12 protein-coding genes and 1 pseudogene are annotated in these 26362 nt (G+C 65.3%); 4 read left to right on the forward strand and 9 right to left on the reverse strand.

What is annotated here, in order from left to right:
* Positions 1 to 32: 32 nt before the first annotated feature.
* The 3 genes and pseudogenes from ACZ6DL_RS16615 to ACZ6DL_RS16625 form a co-directional block, all read left to right on the forward strand.
* Positions 33 to 317: pseudogene (locus tag ACZ6DL_RS16615) on the forward strand (type VII secretion target); the annotation flags it as partial.
* 237 nt (positions 318 to 554) lie between these two features.
* On the forward strand, positions 555 to 2036 hold the full coding sequence (locus tag ACZ6DL_RS16620) for a hypothetical protein (protein WP_466052014.1): 1482 nt from the start codon (positions 555 to 557) through the stop codon (positions 2034 to 2036).
* Entirely contained in the window at positions 2036 to 4117 is a 2082-nt protein-coding gene (locus ACZ6DL_RS16625) for a hypothetical protein (protein ID WP_466051892.1), read from the forward strand. Before ACZ6DL_RS16620 ends, ACZ6DL_RS16625 begins: the two co-directional genes overlap by 1 nt.
* Positions 4118 to 4122: 5 nt before the next feature.
* Here the strand turns inward: ACZ6DL_RS16625 and ACZ6DL_RS16630 are convergent, their stop codons facing one another.
* The 8 genes from ACZ6DL_RS16630 to ACZ6DL_RS16665 all read right to left on the reverse strand — a co-directional run bounded on the left by ACZ6DL_RS16630 (position 4123) and on the right by ACZ6DL_RS16665 (position 21632).
* Positions 4123 to 6318, reverse strand: coding sequence for an elongation factor G-like protein EF-G2 (locus ACZ6DL_RS16630; RefSeq protein ID WP_466051894.1), 2196 nt, complete (start codon positions 6316 to 6318; stop codon positions 4123 to 4125).
* A 611-nt stretch (positions 6319 to 6929) separates the two neighbouring features.
* Positions 6930 to 8354, reverse strand: coding sequence for a WGR domain-containing protein (locus ACZ6DL_RS16635; RefSeq protein WP_466051896.1), 1425 nt, complete (start codon positions 8352 to 8354; stop codon positions 6930 to 6932).
* A 238-nt stretch (positions 8355 to 8592) separates the two neighbouring features.
* Positions 8593 to 8943 (reverse strand): hypothetical protein, encoded by a 351-nt coding sequence (locus ACZ6DL_RS16640; protein WP_466051898.1) that lies wholly within the window; start codon positions 8941 to 8943, stop codon positions 8593 to 8595.
* A gap of 82 nt (positions 8944 to 9025) precedes the next feature.
* Complete coding sequence (locus tag ACZ6DL_RS16645; protein ID WP_466051900.1) at positions 9026 to 10153, reverse strand: DUF6301 family protein; 1128 nt, start codon at positions 10151 to 10153, stop codon at positions 9026 to 9028.
* 43 nt (positions 10154 to 10196) lie between these two features.
* On the reverse strand, positions 10197 to 19658 hold the full coding sequence (locus ACZ6DL_RS16650) for a toxin glutamine deamidase domain-containing protein (protein ID WP_466051902.1): 9462 nt from the start codon (positions 19656 to 19658) through the stop codon (positions 10197 to 10199).
* Positions 19658 to 19972 carry a WXG100 family type VII secretion target gene (locus tag ACZ6DL_RS16655; RefSeq protein ID WP_466051904.1) on the reverse strand — a complete coding sequence of 105 codons (315 nt, stop codon included), beginning with the start codon at positions 19970 to 19972 and terminating at the stop codon, positions 19658 to 19660. Before ACZ6DL_RS16655 ends, ACZ6DL_RS16650 begins: the two co-directional genes overlap by 1 nt.
* Before the next feature lie 57 nt (positions 19973 to 20029).
* Positions 20030 to 20713 (reverse strand): hypothetical protein, encoded by a 684-nt coding sequence (locus tag ACZ6DL_RS16660; RefSeq protein WP_466051906.1) that lies wholly within the window; start codon positions 20711 to 20713, stop codon positions 20030 to 20032.
* A 409-nt stretch (positions 20714 to 21122) separates the two neighbouring features.
* A complete protein-coding gene (locus ACZ6DL_RS16665; protein WP_062975236.1) occupies positions 21123 to 21632 on the reverse strand; it encodes a YbaB/EbfC family nucleoid-associated protein in 510 nt (169 codons plus the stop codon).
* Between the two features lie 467 nt (positions 21633 to 22099).
* Here ACZ6DL_RS16665 and ACZ6DL_RS16670 point away from each other — a divergent pair, with 467 nt between their 5' ends.
* Positions 22100 to 25549 carry a phosphotransferase gene (locus tag ACZ6DL_RS16670; RefSeq protein WP_466051909.1) on the forward strand — a complete coding sequence of 1150 codons (3450 nt, stop codon included), beginning with the start codon at positions 22100 to 22102 and terminating at the stop codon, positions 25547 to 25549.
* A gap of 15 nt (positions 25550 to 25564) precedes the next feature.
* Here ACZ6DL_RS16670 and ACZ6DL_RS16675 read toward each other — a convergent pair whose 3' ends face one another.
* Positions 25565 to 26083 carry a DUF5666 domain-containing protein gene (locus ACZ6DL_RS16675; RefSeq protein ID WP_466051911.1) on the reverse strand — a complete coding sequence of 173 codons (519 nt, stop codon included), beginning with the start codon at positions 26081 to 26083 and terminating at the stop codon, positions 25565 to 25567.
* Positions 26084 to 26362: the final 279 nt, after the last annotated feature.

Genomic DNA, 26362 nt, shown 5'->3' on the forward strand with positions numbered 1-26362 from the left:
CTGAGATAGCTGGCGGGAGGGATCGACCGAGCATGCCGAATTACCTGGATGTGGAGCCGGATCAGCTGCGCGCGATCGCCGAGCAGCACGATCTGGCCGCCGCGAACATCCGGAAGTGGGGTGAAATCCCGCACCAGTGGCTTGCCGACTTCGAGCCCACCTACGGCATGATCGCCGATCCAGTGCGAGCGGCTCTGGTGGACTACTACAACAGGCGCCATGACACCGCCGAACGCCTCGCCGCCAACCATGAACGGTCGCGAGACGAACTGATCGCCGCCGCGAGGGCGCTCGAGGCGGCCGATCACTCCGGCGGACATCGAATCGGAGGCGCCGGTGATGGTTTCGGCGACGCAGTCCCTCGAGTCGGCCCGACACCCGGCGCGCCTACGGATCACACGGCCCCGGTGGGAGACAGCGGGGACACGCCCTCCACGAACGGCACCCAGCCGCTGCCTCGGCCTTCCGTCGCGCCCGACGCTCCAGGTGCGCCGGGCGTGCCCGACGGTGACGTCGGACGCTCCGACCAGCCGCTTCCACCATCGGTCTCCTCGGTGCCGCAGGCGTCCGACGCCGGATCCACCGGGATCGCCGCGCCGGGCGGGGCGATCCCGTATTCGGTCAGCGGATCGGAGCCGGACATCGGCGATCGGACCGATGCGGCTCCCGCCGTCGACGGCTCGAGCGACACGACAGGCATGGCCGCCGGCATGGCCGGCGATTCGGATAATGCCGGAAGTGCAGTCGGCGGGCTGGGTGCGCCACCGGTGCTGGAACCGCTCCCGGCGAACGTTGCCGGCGATGCCGCGGGAATGGCCACGGGGATGCCCGCGCCCCTGGCAACAGGTCCTTTCGTATCGATGGCCCATGCGTCCGAGAACAGGCGGCGCTTCTCGTCGTTGGTAGTGGGTGGACAGGTCGGAGAGGATCTGGCACTCGCCCGTACCTTGCTCGCCGCTACTCTCGCTGCCGTAGCCCAATCGGCGCATGGTCTGGAATGGGCCGTGGCGGTGATGCGGACTCCGATCGGGCCCATCGTTCTGCTGACTTCCACCGAGGGCCGTGGTTGGCTGCCGTCCGGACTGTTCCTGCCGTCCGAGGTCACCCTCCCGTGGAAATGGGACGCCGTGCTGGACAACGCGGCCCGGAGAGCCACCGCGGCGCTGGAGAGCACAGCCGACCCGGCCCGGATGCTCGCGGAGTTCGGGTCGGTAGGCCGACTCAGGAGCGCTCGAATCAGTGCGATGGTGTCGTCTGCGGCCATCTCCGACGACCTGTTCGCCATCCTTGGCGATGATGTCGCTGTCGAGGGCGGGGTATCGCCTGCCGAGGCCGCCGTCGACTTCACCACCCCCGGTGTCGGACTCGTGGATCGCTTGGCGCTTGCCGGTTCGAGCGCATTGTTGCTACAGGCGGATGCGGTGCCCGAAAACGAAATCCGGGCAAAGTGTCTCGAACTGGCCCGAGTGGCGGATGCCCGGGTCCGCGCCGCCGTCCCGCACATCGGTGGTGAGTTTCCCGCCCACCGTGCCGCGCGGCAGCAGATCTTCGATGCAATGCACGCCGGTCGGCCTGTTCCGGCGATCTGGTTGGAGGAGATACTCGCCGCCGACAGCAGGACGGCGGCGGAATTGCGGTCGCGGCAGACGGGGACTTCTTACGCTCCGCCCGGGGGGCTTCCCTCGGACGTATCGAGCGCGGAAGCGCTGCGGGCCATTGTCTTCGAGCGTCGTGCCAACGAACTGCTGTTGCTGGCCGCCGTGGGCGAACCAGGTCGGCAGACGCTGCGCGACGCGCTCTATGCGTATGGCCAAATCGCTGATCACCCCCAGCTACCGGCGGTCGCGCGCGTGACAGTGGAGGCGACCGACCCCGCCCTTGCGTACCCCCACGCTGGAATGACGCGGGATGCCGGGACGGATTCGCACGGCGTAAGCGTCAGTCCCATCGGCTCCGACGGGGCGCCCCCGCGCATTACAGAATTGTTGAACGGTTCGGCGGGGTCAAAGGGCTCCAGTGAGCAGAGGAGCGCCTGATGAGCAATGTAGACGACGCCGTCAACAAGATCAACAAGCACTATGAGTCGAGCACGTGGGACGGGGCCGGTTTTCAGGACGGCCAAGCCGAAGACTCGCTGAAGGCGCTGGACGGACTGAATTCGACCGAGTTCAAAGAAGCCTTCGACAAGCTGAAGCCCGAGGTGCGAGAAATGCTCGCCAGGGACACGTCCGACGATGTCGCCAAAAAATACCCGAAGATCATCGATGCGCTGAAAACCGGACACCCGGAAGATGTCGTCACCGCGAAAAAGACGAAGGAAGACGAGGCTGCCACTCCGAAGTTCGCGGACGGTTACGGCTGGGAGTTGCCCGACGAGAAAGAACATTTGTATCGGGTCGACCTGTATCAGCCGAAGGGCGCCAGCGCCTCCCTGATCAGCCTGATCGAGGACACCGAGTTCACGATGCAGTGGGGCTTCGACACGCTGGGAGCTCGTGATCCGAAAGCCGCTCCCGACTTCACCAACGTGCTCGACGGCCAGCAGGTCACGAGTGCGGACGGGTGGTCGCAGGTCAGAGACAAGCATGACACGTTGAAAGAGCAGTTGAGCAAGCGGCAGACCGAGTACACCGACGCGCACAAAAACGTCAAGGTAGACACAGACGACTCGGCGGTGCTGAACTCGGATACCTTCAAGAAACTCAAGCGGATCACCGAAGATCTCAATGAGAAGCTCCAGTTCGCGTTCCCGGGTGCGAAAGTGGTCGACGGCAAGATGAAGTACAGCTTCAAAGATGTCGACAATTCTATGACAGAGATCGTGGCTTATGAGAAGAACAAAGATTCGGGAAACTATTTCCTGACCGCAGAAGCGGAGCAGTCGTACTACGTGCGACATATAGATTCCGCTGCCGAAAATTGGGACAAGGAATACGAGCAGGCAACGAAGGAGTTTCAAAAGAAATCCGAGAATATCGATAACCAAAATAACAATAACAATAACAACAACAACTCGAACAACAACAACAACGCAAATAATAATAATAACGCCAACAATAATAACGCCAACAATAATTCCAACAACGGCAACAACAACAGTCCCTATGTGCCGCCGTCGCAGCAGACTTCCACCCAGCAAACCGGCACTACGAACGACGACTGGAGTTCCACCTACGACGACCTGATCGGTGATTCCACCGACACCTCGGCGACCGAGACGGGTACGGGCACCCAGCCGATCTCCGACAGCGGCAGTGTGGATACGTCCTCCTCGGGCGCGTACCCGGCCGCAACTCAAGCAGGGTTGCAGACCGGGACCGGATCGGGGACGACGGGTACGAACACCGGCGCGAATACCGGTAGCGTCGCGCCCGCGGCCAGCACCGGCGACAACGGCATGGCCAATGCGATGCAGCAAATGGCGATGATGAGCGCCATGAGCGGGATGATGAACCAGGGTAATCGTCAGCCCGACGACGATCGAGCCTACGCGGAGCGGGATCGGGAAAGGGAGCGGGAGCGGCGTGAGGAGCGCGAGCGGAACCGCAACGCCCAGACGACCACTGCGAATCAAGCAGTTCAGCAGGGGGCTCCTCCCGGCGTGACGGCGCCGACGTACGCGGGCTCTCCGCCGCCGATAACGGCACCCGGCACGACGCCGGCGGTTCAGATCGGGAATACGACGGTGCAGGCATCGCCGCCGGTGGCAGAGGCTTTGCAGAAACAGACGCAGAACGTCGCTCTCGATGCGATATCCGCGTACAAGGGGACCGCGGGTGAGATCACGGCCGAACATCCGCCCGCGGTGGTCAATGGTCCCGGTGACCTGAAGACGGGCGACATTCTTCAGTGGGAGAAATTCAGTGCGCTGGTCGTCAGGAACCCGAACGGAATGGACGGACTGTTCGTCCTGGACGGTGGCCAGCTCATTCCCTTGGATCCCAACAACCCCCCGTTGACGGAAAAATACGGGAACTTCACGGGCTTCGTCCACCCGACGGGTCTGGATGTCGGTTCCAATACCGCCGATCCCGGAGCGACGGCACCGCCTCCGCCGACGTTGAGCACGGCGCAACCTTCCGGTCCGCCGCCCGTCGGACCACCACCTCAGGTCTGAGCAGGCTACGCGCGCGCCTTCTCCCCGCGCACCGACGCGGCGATTTGGTTCGGCATCGGTTCGTGGCGGGCGTAGGTACGGGTGAAATCGCCGGTGCCGTGCGAGATCGAGCGCAGGTCGATGGCGTAGCGGCTGAGTTCGAGTTCGGGGACCTCGGCGTGGACGCGGGTGCGGCCGGTGCCGTGCGGTTCGGTGCCGAGGACGCGGCCGCGGCGGCTGGACAGGTCGCTGAGGACCGGGCCGACGTAGTCGTCGGAGACCAGGACCCAGACTTCGGCGAGCGGCTCCAGCACTCTGATCCCCGCGGCCGCCGCTGCCTCGCGCAGGGCGAGGGAGCCTGCGGTCTGGAACGCGGCGTCGGAGGAGTCGACGGAGTGGGCTTTGCCGTCGAACAGGGTGACGCGCACGTCGACGAGGGGATATCCGGCGGTCAACCCGCGGGAGGCCTGCGCTCGAACGCCCTTTTCCACCGACGGAATGAATTGGCGCGGAACAACTCCACCGACCACTTTGTCCACGAACTCGATCCCGGCCCCTTCGGGCAGCGGTTCGACCTCGATCTCGCACACCGCGTACTGCCCGTGCCCGCCGGACTGTTTGACGTGTCTGCCGCGTCCGGTGGCCTTGCCCGCGAACGTCTCCCGCAACGCCACCTGGTGATCGGTCACGTCGACCTGCACGCCGAACCGGGTCCGCAACCGTTCCAGTGCGACGTCGCGATGCGCTTCGCCGAGGCACCAGAGCACCAGCTGATGGGTCTGCGCGTTGTGCTCGAGTCGCAGTGCCGGATCTTCGGCGGCCAGGCGGGCAAGGCTCTGGGAGAGCTTGTCCTCGTCGGCCTTGCTGTGCGCGCGAATGGCGATGGGCAGCAGCGGGTCCGGCATCGGCCACGGCTCGATCCGCAGGGGGCTGTCGGTGGACGACAGCGTGTCACCGGTTTCGGCGTGACCCAGTTTGGTGACGTAGGCGATGTCGCCCGCGATCGCCTGCCGCAGCGGGCGTTGCTGCTTGCCGAAGGGTGCCGAGATCGCGCCGACCCGCTCGTCCAGCTCGTGGCTCTCGTGGCCCCGATCCTCCAGGCCGTGTCCGCTGACGTGCACCGTGTCGTCGGCGTGCAAGGTGCCGGAGAAGACGCGGACCATGCAGACCCGCCCGACGTACGGGTCGGAGGCGGTGCGGATGACCTCCGCGGCCAGCTCTCCGTCCGGGTCGCAGCGCAGCGGATGCGGCTCGGCGCCGTTGCTGGCGGTGATGGCGTGCTCGGCCGGTGTCGGAAAGCCGCCGGTGATCAACTCGAGCAACTCGACCGTTCCCAGGCCCTGCTTGGCGCCCTCCGGCGCGGGCGCGGCGAACAGCACGGGGTGGAAGCTGCCGCGGGCGACCGCGCGCTCCAGGTCGGCGACCAGCGTCGCCAGGCTGATCTCCTCGCCCTCGAGATAGCGCTCCATCAGGGTCTCGTCTTCGCTCTCCGCGATGATGCCCTCGATGAGACGGTTGCGCGCTTCCTCCAGAGCGGGTACCTGATCGGGCGAAGGGTCGCCTTGCACCTCCTCCCCGGAGGAGTAGTCGCCCACGCAGTGCGGCAGCAGCTCCACCATGCCGGTGACCGGCCGGTGGCCGTCCGGGTTCTTCGGGCCGTACACGGGCAGATGCAGCGGCAAAATGTTCTCCGACGATCCGCCGCCCAGCACCGTCCGGCAGGTCTCGGTCATCACGTCGAACTCGTCGCGCGCCGTGTCCAGGTGGGTGATCACGATCGCGCGCGGCATCCCGACGGCGGCGCACTCCTCCCACAGCGCCCTGGTCGCGCCCGCGATTCCGTCCGCGCCCTCGGCCGCCGAGATGACGAACAGCGCGGCGTCGGCCGCGCGCAACCCCGCCCGCAGCTCGCCCACGAAGTCCGCGTATCCGGGGGTGTCGACCAAGTTGACCTTCATCCCGGCCCATGCCACCGGCACGACCGACAGCTGCACCGACCGGTGCTGGCGATGCTCGATCTCGTCGTAGTCCGACAGCGAGGTGCCGTCCTCCACCCGTCCGGCGCGGTTGACCGCCCGCGCGGTGAGCGCCATGGCGTCGACGAGCGTGGTCTTGCCCGACCCGCTGTGCCCGACCAGGACAACGTTGCGGATCTGCTCGGGCCGCTCCGCGGTCACTACGCCGCCGTTGCCCGCGGCAGCTCCGTTGGTCTTGTCCACCATGTGTCTCGCTCCTCTGCTGACACCTGCCGTACGTCCACCTTCCCACCGGGCGTTGCGTTCCGCCGACGATTCGGCAGATCAGGGTGTGGACGGGCGGTCCTTCGCAGGCGGAGGATGGCTCGTCGGTGAGAGGGTCGCCTCGCAGGTGGGGCACGTGGCGCCGCCGCCACGAGCCGTCACGCGAGACGAGTGGCACGCTGCTCGGAACCGGCTCCTCGGGCGGGTAAACCTCATAGTCGCGAGGAGCTGACCGGGGCCGGTGACGGTCACCTTGGTCACCGTCGCAGTGACCGGATTGATGGCACGCGCGAGGCGGGCGATCAACTCCGGGTCCTGTCGTCTGCTGCGGGCCGCAGTGGCTTCACCGCCGCCGGGACCGCTGCGTGTGGCGTCCAGCGCACTGTTCGTCCAGGGTGGCGACCGCGGGGTTGGGCGGGTTGGGCTGAGCAGTCGCCGGCCGGTCGGGCGCCGTGCCCGGATACAGCTGCCAGACGATGCCGGACCAGACGGTGGAGGCGGTGGCCCCCAGCGGGGGCGGTGCATCGCCGGTCTGCCAGGACCGCTCGAAGCGGGGCTCCCAGCGGCGAGGCGAGAACCCGATGCGGGTTCGGTCAGGACAGCCGGCGGATGTCTCCACGGACGCGGTAGAAACCGCCGCGTGCCGACTCGGCGATGCCGTCGACTACGTAGCGAGCACCCGGACGTCGGATGTCCTTGGGAAACTGGACATTCCAGCCCTGGTGGAACCCGGGCGAGACGACACGCACGCGCAGCGAAGTGCCGTGACTCACGCATTCCACGATCACGCCGGTGCCCGCGTCGGAGGTGATTTCGACTGTGTCGCTGGGCACCACCGCCGAGATCTCGGGTGCTTTCACCGACACCGTCTGCGGCAGCACGCCCTGCTCGGCATCGCGGATGGCGGCTTCGCCGACGTCGAGACAGGCCAGCGCGCCGGTCGTGGTGACGAGGTACAGCTTCTCGTCGTGATACTGCATGGAATAGGCCGAACCGCAGCCGGTGGCCAGCTTCCACACGCGGTTCCCCGTGGCGTCGAAGCAGTACACCGAGGAGTAGTTGTCACCGGCGAAGACGTAACGGCCGTCCGGCGAGGTGGCGCAGGAGAAGACCGCGGCATCGCACTGGTAGATGTGCTCGGCGCGGCCGTTCTTTGTCACCATGCGGACCTGGTTGCGGGAGGTGCCCGCGTAGACGGCGTCGGATTCCTGCCAGCCGAACAGGACGTCACCTCCGGTACCCGCCTGCCACAAGGGATTCCCGGTGTCCAGGTCGTACTTGGTGACGCCCGCGGAATGCCCGTGGTAGACGCCGTGCGCGTCGATGCGCACCATCCAGCCCGAATCGCCGGTGCTGCGCCGGGTCCACAGCGACTCCTCCTCGTAATCGATCACGGTGATGCCGCCTTGGCGGTCGGAGACGCCGAGGATGCCGTCGTGGATGTCGAGCCAATAGATGTCGACATCAGCCGCGATGTCGTAGGCCGCCCGCGGCACCTTGCCCGACAAGTCGTAGACACGGCCGTCGTCGCATCCGGCGTAGATCCAGAAATCGTCGGCCACAATGCATTTGACGGCGTCCGGCAGGCGGTACCGGCCGGTGACCACGCCGTCCGGGGTCAGGGTGAACACGTCGCCGCTCTCGTTGCCCACCCAGCAGCGGCGCTCGTCGACGAAGATGCCGAAGGCGGCGGCGCCGGAGTCGAAACTCCACAGCACGGGCGCGGCCTTCGCGGTCGAGCGGCCGCTGCTGATCGCCCGCCTGGTCACCGGACGCCTGCCCCGCGCCCCCATCACGGCGGGCGCGTAGCCCTTCCGCACCTTCTCGCCGACCTTCTTCGCCGCGGCCGCCCGCGCCTTCTCCTCGGTGGCGAACGAACTGACCTTCGTCTGCCCCTGCTCGCCGATGCGGCCGAAACGGACGCTCACTTGCGTGCCCGCGACGATCACCTCGTAGAACTTGTGCGCGGTCCCACTGTCCTCGGACAGTTCGAGATAGGTGGTTCCCCCGATTGTCATAGTGCCTCGCCTGTTTTCGTCAGATCAGAACGGAACGAAAGTTAGCAAGAGGCACCGACATTCAGCGGGTCCTCGCTGCATCGCAGGGCAAGCGTCCGACCGGCGCCGGTAGGACAGCCGACGGCCGCGGGCCCTGCGCGAGGCGCGCGTTGGCAGTCCTACTCCTGTTCGGGCGTTCAGCACGTAGCTCCCCAGGCCCTCGCTCGCGGTCTGCTGGGGAGTTACAAGTCTGCCCTGATCAGCTGATCGTCTTCTCGGCGCTCAGAGGATTTCCCTCGGAATCGACTTGTTCGTAGTCGATACTGAATTCGAGACCTGCGTTCCTGGAGAGATCTGCAAGGTCTCGAAGCCGAGTAGTAGCAGTATCGGGTGCGTCCTCGATGCGGCCTTCGAGAAGGAAGTAGAAAGGCGCTTCCGGGCCGCCGGCATCGTAACAATAGAGTTCGAATCCGTCGGTCTCGTAGTGCATCTGAAACCCGCGATGCGGCTTCATCTGCAGATCGTTCTTCGACAGCCACGATCTCAGTATCTGTTCGATGATTTCCGGGCTCTCGGTATAGAAAGTTCCGTGGTACGAGGTAATGGCCATGGTCATCCTTGGTTCGATGCAATAGATGTGGCTGGACCCGATTGCGTACGCCGGCCACTTGGTGGGAGCGAAGTGGTCGATACTAGTCCCGCTCCACGTTTCGCTTGCGGCGAGCGCTTTCGGCTTCTCCATGGATCGTAGTGATTCCGAGGTTGAGGCGCACGATGATCCGGACAGAAGGGTGTCGGTAGGCGAGTGCTAGTGAATTTTCCGTTCCGGTCCATTCGATCTGCGGAGTCATTCCCGAGGAACGCGCGGTGGGTTCACCGTAGGTTTCGATGAGTACTGCGGTCATTCGGGTGAAGGTATCGCTCGACGGTGTACGGCAGTCGTCGCTATCGGACACGGTCGCGACCGGCAGGTCTATGGAATGGACGTCGCGGGCATTTCCGTCCACATAACACTCACCGGCCACATATCTGCTGGTAAATACGACCCGATCGGTTTCGTGTCTTTCTATCGACCAGAATCCGGCTCGTGCGCTGATGGTCATCAGGTCATCCATTCGCCACGACCAGATCAGATTGCGAAGTCCGTTGACGAGTTGGACCAGCTCTGTATCCGCCAATTCCGATCGATGGACTGGTGGCTGCAGTGGAGTGTACGGCGGCACGGCTCCGAGTTGCCGAATCGTTCTATCCATGAGGTCGGCGTCGTATTCAGGCGAGTCGGCCCACCCACTCGAGGGGCTGGTAGGCGATATTGTGCTGAGATCCAGCAGTGGAGTCGGCATCGGATGCGGGGCGGCAGCAAGCGCGGCACCAGCCGTTGACAGTTCATCGGTGGATTGGTCGATGCGAGCCGACGGCGCCGGATCGCCGATATCGGAGAGGGGCGTCGACGACGGCAGCTGTCGTTCGGCGATGGTGAGTCCTGCTTCCTGGGCACTCATTTCGGCGAGGCGCTTCCATTCGGAGAAGTCGGTGCGCGGTATGGCGTCGAGCGTAACGGTCCATTCGTTGATGTCAGTGCGCAGTAAGGTCAGCACCATCGCTGTAATCGTCTGATATTGCGGGTGATATTGGAGGCGCTGTCCGAACCGGGTGCCGACCGGGTCGGTGGTGGAGCCGGTTGAGGACAGGCCGAGGTTGTCGCGCAACAGGTCGAGGTGAACTTGGTCGAGCGGGCCATGGAGGATGAGTGTCAGTTGCCGCTTCAGGAGGTTCACTTCGCGCCGCTCGGCATCGATCGATGTCTGCCACTCCATCATAGGAACACCATAGTCGCCTTTGCTGTTGCATATCGCGCCACGTTCAACGGTCGCGTTCGGCACGGAGCTGCCGCGCACGATCGAGTTCGAGCGCCCGCGCTCTGGTTACTCGCGGTGAATTCTCGGGGCGCTCGCGGACAGCTTCCTCCGCTGCCGTAGCGTGACCGATCGACCGTAGGAAATCAGCCTCGACCAATTGCGGAGAAAGTCCGCCTTGTATGGCTCTGACAGCCTGCGCGTACCGACGCTCCATCGAATCATGGAGGACATGGACGGGAGGTCGCCCTGGCGGCTCGTACACGTACACGCCCCTTGCATGATCGTAATTCGTCGGTGTGAGGTCCAGGCACAGCGAATAAGCTTGTATATCCAAGCGCCTTGCCTGCTCCTGACTCAATTGCAGAACTCTGCTCGGTCCAACGATCTCGTTATGGTGATGTCGCACAATTTCCTTGCCCAACGTATCCGCTGCTTTGCCCAATGTGCGGGCGCGGTCGGCATCGAGCGCCTGGCCAACCAGTCGCCGATGCGCTGGATCCAGACCAAATGATTCGATCCGGCGAGCCTCTATTGTCTGCTCCTGCCGGATAGCACGCTGTATTGCCTCGAAATGCCGCGTCACCTCACCGAGCTCCGGAGCCCGGCCGCGAGCAAGGGCCTGCGAGTATTCGCGTGCATTGTGCAGGTCGTGCTGGAGGGAAGGGGTACGCAGGTCTGGATGCTGGTCACGGAATTCCAGTACTTCCCGGGCGGCTACCTCGACGAGTTGTCGCTCGGTGATCTCCAGCCGGGTCGTGGTCGCGAGGTTGCGCTCGAGCACATCGAGTTCGAGGATCTGCCCGACAACTTGCGTGTGCTCGCCTAACTGAAGTTCACGCAGCGCGTCGAGGCGGCTATGGAGTTCGAGTTGCTGCACTGTAGCCAAGCGGTCCCTCGCAAGCGCGATGTTTCTACTCACATCGGTCAGCGGCGCCCCCCGTTCTAGCGCTTCCCGGATCCGATCGAGCGCATCGCGAGCCTGAATATGTCCTAGCGACTCCGCCGCGCTCTGCACTCGATTCATCTCGGCGAGATCTCTCGACAGCTGCAGGACTTCCCGCATATGCGGGTCCAGCTCCGCCAGCAACTTCCCGCGTTGGCCGTCGATCCGGTCACTCTGGAATTCGAATTCCCGCGCGGCGTATAGCTGACGAGTAAATTCTTGCGCGCGATCCTTATCAGTAGTTTCGACGACGGGTAACTCGGGACTGGAATCGAAGTCGCTGCCAGGGACGATCAGTGAAATATCCTCGATGTTCAGCTCCGGATATTTGCTCTGGATCTCCTTGCCAGCTGCCTTGAGTGGTTTCGAAATATCGTGAGTTGATCGGATTACGCCTTTTCGTACAGCGTTGGCGAATGTATGCGCCTGATTATTGTAAGCCTTCGGATTTTGGTGGATCTTTTGGGCCAGCTCCCGGAGTTCGGACCGCGTGAGCCCTCTCAGGGTAAGAGCCCCGGGCGGTGCCGCATCGGTGGCCTTGGTCGCTATTCGTCCGTCGTAGCGCTCCACGAGAATTTCATGAAACCTGTCACGGTCGATGACGACAGCGATGTCGACGTCGTTGGCCTGGGGACTACGCAGCGCCGATCCTTGAACGAAGACACCGTGGTCACCGAATCCGGCATCGTGGAGGATCCGATCGAGATCCCTGGCGAAGGCGTTGAAGCGACCGGCGTCATCGAAGCGGTACGGGTAGCCGCGATCGGAAACCACGTTGGCCCAATTTTCCATGTGCTGTGCGAGCAGATCAGGGGTGATGGGCTTCGCGATGCGGGAACCGATATGGATGAGGTCGGCGATGCCGCGATCATCGAGTCCCAGTCGACGTCCGTGCTCGATCAGCGCGTTGAGATCCCTCTCGCTGTAGCTGAGTTCGAATTTGGGATCCCGGGCAGCACGGTCGCGAACGCTGTCGACGAGCCTCTCGATAGGAATCCGCCCCTGCTCATCGCGCACGCCAAGATCTCGGAAAAAGAACTCGGTGCTCCGTTCGACGTGGGGTGCTTCGGGTCGGTTGTCGGGGGTTGGGTGGATGATGCGTTGGTTTTCGGCGAGGATGGCGGCCGCGTTGGGGTCGGTGCTTCGCTCGACGGGCCGTGCGTCGGGACGGTTGTCGGGGGTTGGGTGGATGATGCGTTGGTTTTCGGCGAGGATGGCGGCCGCGTTGGGGTCGGTGCTTCGCTCGACGGGCCGTGCGTCGGGACGATTGTCGGGGGTTGGGTGGATGATGCGTTGGTTTTCGGCGAGGATGGCGGCCGCGTTGGGGTCGGTGCTTCGCTCGACGGGCCGTGCATGGGGATGGTTGTCAGGCGCGGGATGGATGGTTCGTAGGTTTTCGACGAACTCCGGGGCGTAGCGCCGTGTGTCTTCTGCGGTCGGGCCCGAAGCATGGTTCGGCGGATTCCGCGGGTCCTCGGGTTCTCTGGAACGATCCCGTGAGCGTCCTGGGTCGGCAGGCGCCGATCCACGGGCTGGGATCGGTGGTACGCGCGTGTCTGTACTCGGTGGAGTGGCCTGCGCGGAGGTTGGTCCAGGGGCTGCTGGGCCGTCGCGGTCGTCTAGAACTCGAATGTCCCGAGCTGCGGCCAGGTCCCATCCGTCCGGTTGCGCATCTCGGCCCAGGACACTGCGTTCGCGGACGGGCTGTCCGTCGGACTGAACCACAGGGTGTTCTTGTTGATCACGAGTTGGTGCTCGATGCTCGGCTCCGGTGGCTCGGTCAGTGACGTCGCTTGGAGCAGGTACTCGATCTCCTGCGAGTCTTCTTGTGTCCGGGAGATGTTCACGCGCCAGGTCGGCGGGTACACCTGGCCGCCCATCGGTGGCCGGCCGGTCCGCTTCGCTTCTGCGTAGTCGTCCATCACCATCCGAGTCGACCAGCTCGGATACTCGATCACCACGCCGGTCTCGGAATCGATCACCAGCTTCGTCGCGCCCAGTCCGAGACCGGCCGCGATCTCCTCTGGTGTCAGGATCGAGTGGCAGACCCATCCGTTCTCGAACTGGTACAGCTGGTACTCCCGATCGGGCTTGAATATTCGGGCCAGGTACTGCTCCACTTGGCCCCTGGTTCGATACTGCTCCGGCACTTCCTGCTCCTTGATTCGGTGGAATCGGTGTGAACCACAGCCGGGACGAATCATCGACCATCCATGCCGGCGGGTGATCAGAAGTGGCACCCGACTGCGGATCCCACCAGACGGGTCCGGTCGCTCCAGGTGGGTACACGATAACGGTGGCGTGGGTGCCCTCCGAGATCGGTTCTCCATTCGAGTCGTACCGCAATTCGCCGTTTCCGTCGCGGGCATGCCACTCGTTGACGACGAGTGCTGCCGATCCAGGGCCCAAGTTGGCGATAACGTCGTGGACCGCGTCGAACTGCTCGGCTGTGGACATGCCTTGGTCGGCATAGCTGAAAAGTCCGCTGCCGAGCCAATCGGCGGCGCGCTCGAGCCCTTCGTGCTCACCGCTTCGGTTGTCGATGCCCCCGTCAGGGAGCCGGTCCGGCCATCTCGGCAGAGCGACGTGCGGATCGCCGAAGAACGACGCCAGTGCCGCCAGCGCGTTGTCGAGGCAATTGTTGCGGCGACCCCGAACGCGTAGACCGCCGTCGTTGATCAGTCGGCCGTAGGGGTGGGTGCGTGGGTCGGCACCGACAATGAAACGATCGCCGTCTCGCAGCGAATCCTCGACCATGGCCTGATACGCCTGGTTCTCGAGGCGACCGAGCCGACGATGATCGATTGTCCGGGTGCCAGGTAAGCCGGTGAACCGGGCCTGTGTACGTGCCGCGGCGATGTCGTTGCTGATCTGCCGCAGGTCTTCCGGACGGACGGTCGGCTGATTCCGGCCGTCTGCCGGCAGGCCGAGATGCTCGCGCAGGTGGTTGGTGAGCGTTTCGGAGCTGTCGCGTGGATGCCAGCTCCTCGGGAGTCCCGTTTCGTTGTCGACGTTGACGGAGAGGTATGCGGTGGATGGGTCATCGGTGAAGACGACATCGACCAGCAGCCAGTCACCGTTGAGCAATCGGTGGCCATTGTTGAAGGCACGGTCTGTTGCCAGGTGAGCGTTTTCGATCAGATTCCGCATATCCTGCGGCGAGAGGTGTGCGCCGGCTTCGAGGTGGATCCGCACGCTGACCACGGCGACATGCTCGGGTCCTTCCGCGTACCGCCGCATCTCGTATGCGGGGTTACCGGGTGTTCGGACCGGGCGCACCGCGACGACTCGATCGGGTTCTCGGTGCCGGTAGTTCTCGCGGGCGTTGCGCGCCTCGAGCGCCCGCTGCGTTTCCGGGTCTATCGGACGGCGTTGATCAGGAATCTCGGCAGGGTGTGCTGAGCTGCGCGGATCATGCGGTGGCACAGAATCCTGTTGCCGATGCCGTGGTTCCGAGCCCGTGTTCCGAGCGATGCGTGGGTCGGGGTGTTGCCTCGGCGCGCGGTCAGCAGTGGTGTGCTCAGGCTCTTGGGGTGAGCGAGGAGCAGGTCGTGGCGCGGGCGTGGGGTGTGAGGGGCCCCGTTGATGCGGGGCGATGGGTGGGTGCGGTTCCGCTGCGTGCCTCGGTGGCGATGGGATACGCGGCGGCGGCAGCGATTCAGGGGCTCGCATTGATGACAGCTCGGCCACCGGTGTGCGTGTTTCGGGTGCGTGCGGCGGCACCGAATGCTCAGCTCGCCACGCCCGATCGGTCCCACGGTGGGAATTCGCGATGTGGCTCGTATCCTGGTGAGCCGGCATCGGTGGAGCCGACTCCACACGTGGTGGCGTTGACGGCAACCGCCGATCAGCGGGCCGATTCGTCGGACCGTTGTGGGGCGGAACCATTTCCGGACGGATGCTCTGCGGGCCACGATCGGACTCCCGGACGCGCGGAGTGTCCGGGTGCGTGTGTTGTGGATACACATTATGCGGACGCTGAGGGCTCACGCGCTGCGTCTCGACATGAGATCGGGGGTTCTCTTGTGCGAGACGTCGCGGCTCGTGAGTAGTCGGTGGGAGCGATTCCGGCGCCCGCATCGACCGCCACTGGTCCTGCTGTGGCGGAGGCTGGGCTTCGGGAGCACGATGGTCGGTGTGCTGCCGGCTGTGGGCGTCGAGCCAGTCGCGTACCTGGATGTCGTACGGGCTCGCACCCAGAGGGTGGGCGTGCGCGGCCTCGGTCTCCTGCGGTGTCGGCTGGTAGCGGCCGATAAGTGGGTTGTATCGGCCGTAGTAGAACGGATCGTGTGGGATCACGCGACCGTCGTTGAAATGGCCGACGTACCTGTGGACGTTCGGGTCGAAACCGGGCCGGTGCGGTGGAGGTTCCGGGCGAGGGATCTGCGTGTGCGATGGTGCGTGTTCCGTTGTGGGACTGTGCTCTTCGAACTGCCCGGAGTGCGCCTCGTGCTGCTGGGCGCGCTCTCTCGTCTGCCGTCCCTGGTCGAGAGCGGGAATGTCGTGGGTGTCGACGAAACGGGGATTGTCGAGGTGGGCGAAGCGCGGGTTGTATACAGGCTCGCCGACTCTGACGGACACCACGTTTCCGTTGGCATCGACGATGATCTCCCGCGGCCAGACTCGGTAGACGGTGTCGCCGGATATTCCGCCAAGGGCCAATATCTCGGCTTCCCGGTGGCTGCCCGTGTTGTATCGACTGTGGGCAGTGGCATCGTGGAAAGTGGCGTCTACATCGATGCCGTGCGCGTGATACAGCTCGTGCATGTACATCGTCTGCCGGAAGGTGCCGTCGGGCAGACGTGTCAACCTCCCTTCGTCGGCGAGCCGGTTCAGGTCGTTGCCCGCGATATCCGCTTCCCGGGCGATGGTGTGCTCCGGACTCCTCGACAGCGACACGAACCCGTCGGCTTGGCCGGGGCCGGTGTGGCCGACGTGCGCACCGATGTTGAGGTTGCTGGGATCGCGTGCCGAGAAGCCGAGGTCGAAGATCTCCGGCCCCCGCGAATCCATCCGAAACAGGGCGTTCCGGGCGTCCAGGAACGCGTCTCCAGCACTTCGATCACGCCATACCGGCGACAGGCCGTCGCCGTGATAGTTGACCACCAACCTCGTAGGGTCGGCCGGCGCTGTCGCGTCGTCGAGCGCCGCGCTGGGCATGGACCGGGTCAGGTGATCGGGCAGCCGGCTGTCGGGGCATCCGGCTTCGAACGCGTCGGGCTCGACACTCGCGTAGCGACGGTGCACGTGATCCCGCAGGTCGTGATCCACGACCTCGGTTAGGTATTCCGGGTCGAGCCGGTCGGGAATCTCGTGTAGTGGCTGTTGTTCCCGGGTCTCGTAGACGCCGTACTCTTCGACACGCAGCTTGCCGTCTTGGACGTCGCGGACGATGTCGGCGACCGCCAGACCGCGCCTGGCGGCGTGATCCTCGATCACCCGCATGTCGTTGTAGCTCAGTTCGGCCGGCCCGTGCGGTGACGAAGGTGGCTGCGGCACAGTGCCCGGGGCATCGGGAGCTTCACGAGGTGGATCGGCTGGCACCCGACTCGTCGACACCTGCGGTCCACGGTCGGACTCCTGTGGGCGTGCAGTGTCCGGATGCGACTGCGCTTCGCGTGGACCGCTGTCGTCGGTTACGAGGCGATCACGCCGTTCTGGGGCCACTGCTTCTCGCGTCTGGCCCGGATCATGATCTGTCCTGCCGCCGCGCGGAAGATCCCGTCCTCCGGTTGGTCCGTGCGGGCGGTGTTGCTCGTCTTGTCGATGGTCAGGGTGCGATCGAGGTTGTCCCTCGTCTCCCCGAACTGGTACTCCACCTCGCTCGGGTTGTCCTTGGTCTGGTTGAAGTAGATCAGCAGTGCCATCGTGTCGTCCCCACAGTGTGTCGTAGCGTTCGCCCGTTCGTGGCGGTATGTCGTTGGACCAGTGGTGGTCGAGGTTCGCGTGTGCGTGTGCGTCCTGATACGTCGATTCCGGATGGGCACGCAGATAGTCGGACTCGGCCAGTTCGTGTTCGAGTAAGACGATATCGGCGGGCAGTGGATGTCCGGCGCGCAGCCGGATCCATGCCTCGGCGATGTCCGGATCGGCGTCGAACCTGCGTTGAATCAGGTTGCCGTCATAATCGACGATGGCGTGTTCTTCGCGGAACAGGTGATTCTTGATCTGTTCCACATCGTCGCGGGTGAAATGTGAGCCGTCGGTGCGCGGATGTTGACCGAGTGTGCGCGCGATGTCATCGATGTCACGGTCGTCGCGGCGGAAATGGTCGTAGGCGTCCTCCGCCCACTCGAATGCCGCGAAGTCGTCGCGTGGACGCACGGCACCACCGGAATACGACATCGACCCGGGATCGGTGGTGCCTGGATCGTTCGGGTTCGATTGCCGCCGCGTACTCGGGTCGGCTCGTCGATTCGGCTGCGCCGCCTCCGATGTGTCGTCCCGGCGGGGCGCACCGGTGGCCGCCGTACGGTCGGTGGTGGGTACCGGCTGTGCAGTATCGACCGATGACGCACGGTCGGGTGGACTCGCGCGGTGGACGAAGTCTGCTGGCGGGGCCCCAGTGCTGCCTGGCCCGCTGGTCGCGGTCGGCGGTGAGACCGATTGCGGCGGAGTCGTCGGGCGGTCGGTGTGGTCGGGCCGAGGTGTGGTGACGGGTGCGGACTGTGCCGGACCGACGGATGAAGCAGGGTCGGGAGTGGGAATGGTCGAGCGCTGGCCCGGGTCGGTGGTGGGCGCGAATGTCCCGGCGATCGTGTTGTGCGGCAGAGCCGCTGGAGATGCTGTTGTCACAGCACTCGAGGTGACGGTTTCCGATGGCGTATTCGCCTGGGCATCCGATCGGGGCGTAGGCGTCGAGGGTGGTGTCGCGGCGTGGGGGCTGGTCGTGCTCGGTGTCGAGGTGTCCGGTGCGGTGGCCTCGTCTACGCGCTGGTTCGGCGCCGAGGCGGCCGGGTCGAGGACGGGCGGTGGACTGTCGGCGGTCGCCGGGGTCTGGGGGTTGGGTTGCGGGCCGGATGGATCAGCGACGACATCGTAGGCAGCGGGCGCGGGGTTCGGTGGGGCGGTCGAGTGCCCGTCCATTTCGCTCGGAATGTGTGACGAAGCCGCAGGGGCGGGTGAAGTCGCGGTTCCCGTCGGGTCTTGCCCGTCAGTGATGTTGTGTGCCGTGACGTCGAGAGACGTCGACTGGTTGCTGCTGAGCCTGGGCGGGCCCGGATCTGAATTCACCGCGCCGGTGGTGCTATCGGATGGGCTGTCGGCATGTGACGGAGTCGAGGTTTCCTCGGCGCTGGTAGCCGGAGTCTGTGGTTGCGGGTTGTTCGAGACCGGATCTGTATTGCCGACCGGGGCCGGGGTGGGACCGGAGTTGTCGTTGCCGACCTCGCTCGTGGGATCCGTCGCGTTCTGCGGCTGGGTCGAGCTTGTCGAGGCAGGCGTGGTGTTTTCCGCGGGGTTCGATGTGACGGACTCACTATCGGTCCCGTTGGTGGTGGCGTCCGCGCTCGCGGGTTGAGTGGGTGTGGGTGGCTGGTTGTCGCTGGGTGTGGGTAGGTCTGGGCTGGTTATGTCGGGTGGGGGGGAGGAGGTTGTGTCGTGGTAGGTGTCGTTGCCTGCGGCGTGGAGTCCGTGGGGTACGCCTTGTGCGGCGGAGGAGGTGATGCTTTCGAGGGTGAGGTTGAAGGGTTGGTCGGTGAGCGCGGCGGCGGTGGCGGCGGCGGCGGTTTCGCCGGCGATGCCGGTGGCTGTCTCGGTGGTGGCGGCGATGGTGGCTCGGCCGAGGCGGCTGGCGGCGACGTCGTCGACACCGGACAGTAATCCGCTGCCGCCGAGTCCGCCGCCGACCGCGCCACCGGCGCCGCCGGCGGCAGCGGCGATGGCGGCGGCTTTGAGATCTTGGGTGGTGATGTCGTCGCGGCCTCCGGCGGCGACTTGGTAGATTTTGGTTCCGAGTTCCAGGCCGCCTTCCTCCAGCGCCTCGTTGAGCGCGCCGAGTAGGGCCACGCGGGCGGCGGCTTTGGCGGCGGCGCGGGTGAGCAGGCGGGCGATGAGTTGTTTGATCGCCATGCGGATGGTGACCTGTGTGGCTATTCGCAAGGCGACAGCGCCTCCGGCGCTGATCCCGGTCCAGGCGGTCAACAGTAGGGGCGCCACTTCGATCGAGAAGATGACCATCGAGCCGATGATGACCAGTTTGGTTTGCTCAATATCGGCTGCGCCGTCACCGATTTGGTCGGCCAGTTTGTCGATGTATTTGACCAGTGCCTGCCAGGCGCCTTCTTTGCCTGCGAGGGTGTCCCAGTGGGCGGCGATCGCGTCGTGGGTTTGTCCGTCGATCGCCGCCAGCGCATGCTGCATCGTGTGAGCGGCGTCGTCATCGAGCTCGTTGAGCGCGGCCGACATCCCCGACCATGCGTCGGCTACTCGCCGCATCGCGGTTTCGTCGCCTTCGGGCCAATCACCCGCGCCGACGACCCATTTGGCGACCCATTGCAGCCACTCCGGGATCTCGATACCCATCAGGTGGTGATCTGGTCGATCCGGGCGGCATTGGCCTGGTCGCGGTTTTGCAGCGTGTTCGCGATGGCGACCATGCTTTCGCCGAGGTTGGTCATCGTTTTGCCGAGGTTGTCGACGCTGGTCAACGCTTTGGGGACGTCGGGTGTGTAGTTCTTGGCGAAGCTTTGGCCGATCTTGTCCGAACCCCAGCACTCGCCCTCGGCCTCGATGACCCGCCGCAGGTCGGCAGCGGCAGCGGCAATCTTGTAGGCGACATCGGTGAAGCCTGGCCGGGTGGCGCGCAGCGCATCTGGGTCGACACGGAAGGTGGTCACGGGCGATCCTGTGAGTAGGGGCGGACGAGGTAGTATCCGGAGGGCCGTTTCATGCGTTTACGTTGCATCGGATTCTGCCGCGGCACGCGTATGTTCGGCGTCCGACCACTCGCGCCACCAATCAGTCAGATCCGAACCGGGAATGGTGGGGGAAAGGAGGCCGCCCCCCAGATCGAGGGATAGACCGGGGTTGAGCGACAGCCATACCGACTCCTGCGGGCACACTTGCTCGAGGAGCTCCCTGCCCGGGACGACCCGCCGTAGCCAGGGGTTCACGTCCTTCGGCAACCTGACCGGCGAGGTGTAGATATCCAGCGTCCTCCCCCATTTGGAAGAAAGGAACGGCCACCCACGCTGCCCCTGCGGGTCGTCCGCGGCCAGTACCATGGTGAACTCGCTGCGGCTGAACGCCTCGATGAACCAGGCGATGTTGTTGAACCCTCGAATCGCTCGCCACAGCATCAGCTCGAAATCATTCGTGAATTCCACGTGGATCGACTCCGGGACGGGTATGAATTCAGGGTTCACCCATTGCTCGGCGAATCCGCCGTTGTCATCGGCCAACCACCCACCGAGCACGTTCTCCTTCCGGATCGCCGACTTGTCGGCGTTCGGGTCCGTGAGGTACCTCCACTTGCCTGGGTTCGCTCGCGCCCAGGCATAGTCCGAATCGGTTGGTGTGGGCAAGATCTCGCGCCGGAGATTAGGTTCCATGAAGTCGTAGAGACGGGTCTCCGCCATCACCGTCCACCGCCGCGTTTCCGAACAGCGACTGACACCCATAGACACCTTGACCGAGCCAACTCGGATTCCCGCCTTTCTCTAAACCAAATATGCTGCCGCACAGGCCGATAGAGATACCTGCTCGATTATCACCAGGTTCATTACTTCCGGTGGCCGTAGCCCTAGACCTGGCCTTGTCCCCATCTGTACGGTCGGATGGCAGGCATAGTCGTCCCGGTCGTGCGCTCGGCCGCGGCGGTTGCACCCGATCGGCGGCCTCGCGCAGCATCGATCGTGGTCCGTCTTCCGGTGACTCTCGGCGCCCCTCGCCCCGGACCGCATCCGGCCGGAGAGTATCGAACAACGACGACACCGGTGGACCCGGAAACGTCGACGCGCAGTACCTCCGGCTCGACACGGATGTAGGTCACGGGCGATCCCGCAGGTAGGAGCGGTCGCGGTAGTACTGGTCCTCGGATTCCTCATCAAGCGATGCGGGTTCGTCCGCTGCGGTGGGCGGTTCAGGAAACATCGTGCGGACCAGATCACGGATGCTGGGAGCACCGGGGACCAGATCGGAGAGATCGGGAATCCCACCTGCGGACGCTTCTAGGGGTGCGACGGCCTGCTGGGTCGCCTCCAACGCCAATCGTGCGGCGGCTTGGACGGCCTCGGTGATGGAGTGGCCGAGCTTCTCCGGAGTGGAACGCTTGAACGCATCCGGCTCCACGTGGACTTCTACCGGAACACCGGCGGCGTTGCTGAGCACGCGTATCAGGTTGTTCGAAGACCACGCCGTGACGGTGGTGGTCGCGAGCGTGGACTGCGCCTCGGCCAGGTCATTGCGCTGTTGCTCGAAGATCTCCAGCAGCGAATCGACTTGGTCGCGCAACGCCTCGTTGCGTTCCTCCGGCGCCTCACGTCCACTGTCCTTCACCTGCAAACCCCACTTCCGAGAATTCGTCCGTTGCTGAATCTGACGCAGCTGACCGCCGATCGGTTCCACCGAATGCCAGATTCCATCACCGGCTATGCGGCTGCGGCAAGTGCGAGGAGCGTCCACATGTTCGTGCGGCGACCGATAGCCGGATCCGGCTGCACTGCTGGAGGTTTGCTCCGAACGGTGCGGATCTGCGCCTCGCCGCGAACCAGTCGAGGACCGTCGCGGTGGTGCTCCACTGGCTGTGCTGAGTATGGTGAGCTGCGCGGGTGTGCGGCTGGGCTACCGGGGTGCGCGTCGCCCCTCGGGCGGCGTGAACGACGACCGCGCCCGCCGGTCGGCCAGCGGGACGAAACGAAAACTGGCTAAGAGCAAAAATATTCGACGGCAAGCGCCAGATCCAATGGATCGACCGGCGACGGGCTCTGGCAGAATCGTGCCGGGCTCGTCGTGAGGGGGACGTCATGGTGTTGACCGCGCGATTCCAGCCGGGATCGACCAGTCGTCCGTTCGTCGATCGGCAGCCGGTGCTGACGCGGTTCGAGGAGTTGCTGGGCGACGCCGCCGAGCATCCCCGGGTCATGCTGCTCAACGGTGTCGGCGGGATCGGCAAGTCCCGGTTGGTCACCGAGCTGCGGGCGCGGGTCGAGAAGCGTCATCCGGCGGCGGTGCTCGATCTGCAGGTGCCGAGCCATCGGCAGGCCGCGGACGGGCTCGCCGTGCTGCGCGTCCAGTTCGGCGCGCAGAAGATCAAGTTCCACCGCTTCGACATCGCCTGCGCGGTGCTGTGGCAGCGCATGCACCCGCATCTGCGCCTGACCTCGGACTCGCTGGCGCTGGCCGAGCACAGCGAGATCCTGACCGAAATCCTCAACGACGCCACCGGCATCCCGGTCTTCGGCACCGCGACCCGGCTGCTCGACCTCGGTGCGCGCCGCGCCATCCGCACCCACCGGATACGCCACGACCCGGTCCTCCAGGAACTCGACCGTTTGAGTCTCGCGGGCCTGGAAGAAGCCGTCTCCTACCTGTTCGCCGAAGACCTCAAGCAAGGGACCCAGGGCAAGAAGCCCTACGTGGTGTTCCTTGACGCTTACGAAGCCTTGATGGGCGGAACCGATCGCGAAGGCCGCGCGGCGGCGTCCGACGCCTGGTTGCGCGATGTGGTCGCACAGCTGGACACCGGCCTGGTGGTGATCGCTTGCCGCGAGCCGCTCGGTTGGGAGCGGCACGACCCGGAGTGGTCGACCCGGATTCGCGCCGTGCCGGTCGATGACCTGCCGATGGACGCCCGCTTCGAGCTGCTCGACTCGTCCGGTATCGAGGATCCCGCCGAGCGCGCGGCGATCGCCGCTTCGAGCGCAGGCGTCCCGTTCTATCTGCATCTGGCCATCGATGCCCGCACCCGGGCCAGCTGGGTGACGTCCGCCGAATCGGTCTCGCCCGAAACGATTCTGGAGCGCTTCCTGCAACATGTGCGCCCCGATGAAGTCCGGTTGCTGGAATTGCTGGGGCTACCTCGTACGTTCGATCGGGAGATCTTCGCCGCCGTCGCGGAGCAGTTCGAGCTACCTCATCACATCGCGGCATGGAAATCCCTGATCGCGTACTCGTTCGTGTACGCCGCCGACGAAAGCGGCGAAGGCGAGCGCTTTCAGCTGCACCAGCTGATGGTGGACGCGCTGCAGCGGCGCTTGGATCCGGATGTTCGGCGCACCCTGCATGCGGTGCTGCACAACCTGTGGTTCATCCGTGCCGAACGGCCGACCGGCCGGGTCACCGCCCTGCGGGAGGCGGGATACCACGGTGTTCGTTCGGGCATGCTTTCTGCGGTGACGTTGCTGCACTACGTCGACCGGATCGAAGCGGCAGGTGGCAGCCAGGGTATCGGCGGAGTGATCAGCGATCTGGACCGCTACCTGAGCGATCCGCATGAGAACCTGGCAGGTATGGCGGAACTGTCGGAACTCACGCGGTGCCTGGAAGCGGAAGCGGCGGTGCTGCTCGGTGACGCAAAGCAAGCCGATCGCCTCACGCGGGACGTCGCTTTGGATCGGACCGGACCGATCGCGGAGCGGTTGGCCGTCGCCGCGGCGAACGCGCGCCGCATCCTCGGTGACACCGACGAGGCGTTGACCATCTACCAGGACGTGTGGTCGCGCGGATCGGGGCGGGCCCGGCTCGTCGCCGGTCAGTGGGCGGCCGACCTGCACATGTGCCAGGGCCGATTCGATCAGGCCTTGACCATGTGCGAGGAACTCGTGACGATGGCGGACGGCGACGACCGCGAGTTCCTGGGCGATGTGGCGCGGTTGCGTCACCTCGCCTACCGGCTGGCGTTCGACACCGACCGCGCCGCACAGCATCTGGCCGAAGCCGACACCCATTACCGCGCCGCGGGCAGCGTCGTCGGACAGGCCAATATCGCGACGAACGTGGCCGAGCTGCTGGCGCTCACCGACCCGCCGCGCGCGATCGCGGCCGCCGGAGCCGCGATCGTGCAACAGCGTGAGCTGGGTGCGCTGCACGAATTGGGAAAGGCGTACACCGCACTCGGTCTGGCGCGGCTGTCGCTCGGAGAACTGGACGCTGCCGAGCACGCGCTCGCCGAAGCATGCGAGATTCTCGAACAAGCCGGGTACCGGTCGGGCCGCGCCAGGGCGGAGCTGTTCCGTGCCGGCGTCTTCGCACGCCGCGGCTTACGTGACGATGCCGTCCGCAGTGCGCGCTGGGCCATCGCGGAATTCGAGGGCGCGAACGTCTACCCGGGGCTGGTGCTCGTGGCGCGAGCGGTCCTGGCGCTGTACGGCTGGACCGAACCGGGCATCTCGAGAGCCGCCGCGGCCGCGCGGTCGCGCATCCAGCCGCCGACGCCAGGATCGGGCGTGGACCGCGACGCGACACGGGTGATCGCACGAGTACTCGGTATCGACGCGGCGGCGATGTACCACGACGCGCTGTCCCGCTCGCAGTCGGCGGCCGGGTACTACAACCACAATGTCCGGGTCGACGGCATCGCGGGCGCGGTGAACGTGCGGATTCCCGTCGAGGGCGCCGATGCGATGGATCTGCGGCAATGGCCGGAACCCGCGATCTTGATCGCGATCGAGCCCTTCGTCGCCTCGGCGCCGAAACTGCGCTGGGAATCGGTACGTCCCGCCTACCAGATCCACGACTACATCGACGGCGACCTGCTCGATCGCCTCGCGCCCCGCGGTGTGCCTGTTCCGGCTCATGTACCGCCGGACGTAGCGGCGTTGTTCGCGGAACTCCGCCGTATTCCCCGGGAACTGCTACCGCCGATCGAATCGGACGGGGACGACGATCCCGCCGGGTTCGCCCGCCGATTGTCCGCTGTCACCGCGCGGGTGCACCGCGAAAGCAGCGCGGAATTCGGCGAGCTGTACCGTCGGCTGGGTGTCCCCGATCGGCCGCTCGAGCAGATCGTCGCGTCGTGGGACACCCTCGAGGCCAGGCCTTTTCGAATGGTGCACGCCGACGTGCACCGGAAGAACATGATCGTGCGAAACGGCCGGGTCGTGTTCCTCGACTGGGAATTCGCACTGTACGGCGACCCGGTGTACGACGTGGCCACCCATTTGCACAAAATGGGCTACCTCCCGCAGGAGCGGGACGCGTTCCTCGCCGAATGGATCGTCGCCGAACCCGAGGCCGCCACCGGTGAGTGGCGACGCGACTTGCAAACCTACCTCGATCACGAGCGGGTCAAATCGGTCATCGTCGATGCGGTTCGCTACAGCAAGGCACTCAGGCAGGGAGCGGGGGATGCGGCGGCGGAGGCCGCGTTGGTGCGCAGCATGGCCGGGAAGCTGCGGCTGGCGCGTGAGGTGTGGGGGCACAGCGAGCCGGTCGATGACGGGATGGTGGAAGCGGTGTTACGCGGGCGAGGATGACCCGGCAAGCCGAAATCACTTGGGCAGGGTACCGATCGAGATCCCGGTGATGACATCGGCAATGATCACACCATCGGCGTATTGCCGCCCGTAGACGGCGACCAGGGCGCCCACGCGTATCTCGGTCGCCCGCTTGGCGAGCAGAACCTGCACCTTGGTGCCGGTGTCGGTACGGACCTTGACGCTGTTGCTGGTGAACGCGTTGCGCACCACCATGGTCGTGCCGTCGTTGGCGGTGACCTTCCCGAAGGTGATCCCGATGCCCGAGCGGCCGGCAGGGGGAGCGGGAGCGGGGACCGATGGCGTCGTCGCGCGCCCGGTGGACGAAGGTGGCGAGGTGCTCGGGGCGCTGGTGCGCGCCGGTGTCGTCGTCGATGAGGCCGCCGTTTCCTTTGGGCCGCCGACGAATAGGCATCCGGACACCACCAAGATCACCATGCCGATGCAGAGCCCGACGAATGCGGCCGCTCCCGTGTTGTGCAGCCGATGCGGCTCGTCATCCCGATTTCGCCGCGGCAGCGGCGGCATCCCCATCGCCGTTGTCCGAGAAACGGTTTCGGACCGAGGGGTGAGCGCACCCGGATGCACTCCGGACCGGACGGGACGCGAGGCTTCGCTGTCGGCACGCGACCGCGAGCCGCTCGCGCTAGAGGCAGTGGAGTTCGATCGCGTTCTCGCCATCGAAATTGTTGTCGCCGAGAGTGTTTCGGGATCTCCCCCGAGTCGTGCGAGCCGACCTACTCTCGCCGACTTCCCACTGTGCGTACTCCAGCGAGGCATATGGCAAGGGTAGGTGCGCCTAATCGTGTGCTT

It is taken from the genome of Nocardia sp. NPDC041819, assembly GCF_055590505.1.

Coding starts and splice junctions, on each gene's coding strand:
- ACZ6DL_RS16645 (WP_466051900.1), bottom strand. CDS start 10,153: ATGATGGAGTGGCAGACATCGATCGATGCCGAGCGGCGCGAAGTGAAC.
- ACZ6DL_RS16625 (WP_466051892.1), top strand. CDS start 2,036: ATGAGCAATGTAGACGACGCCGTCAACAAGATCAACAAGCACTATGAG.
- ACZ6DL_RS16635 (WP_466051896.1), bottom strand. CDS start 8,354: ATGACAATCGGGGGAACCACCTATCTCGAACTGTCCGAGGACAGTGGG.
- ACZ6DL_RS16650 (WP_466051902.1), bottom strand. CDS start 19,658: ATGGGTATCGAGATCCCGGAGTGGCTGCAATGGGTCGCCAAATGGGTC.
- ACZ6DL_RS16660 (WP_466051906.1), bottom strand. CDS start 20,713: ATGGCGGAGACCCGTCTCTACGACTTCATGGAACCTAATCTCCGGCGC.
- ACZ6DL_RS16670 (WP_466051909.1), top strand. CDS start 22,100: ATGGTGTTGACCGCGCGATTCCAGCCGGGATCGACCAGTCGTCCGTTC.
- ACZ6DL_RS16640 (WP_466051898.1), bottom strand. CDS start 8,943: ATGGCCATTACCTCGTACCACGGAACTTTCTATACCGAGAGCCCGGAA.
- ACZ6DL_RS16630 (WP_466051894.1), bottom strand. CDS start 6,318: ATGGTGGACAAGACCAACGGAGCTGCCGCGGGCAACGGCGGCGTAGTG.
- ACZ6DL_RS16675 (WP_466051911.1), bottom strand. CDS start 26,083: ATGGGGATGCCGCCGCTGCCGCGGCGAAATCGGGATGACGAGCCGCAT.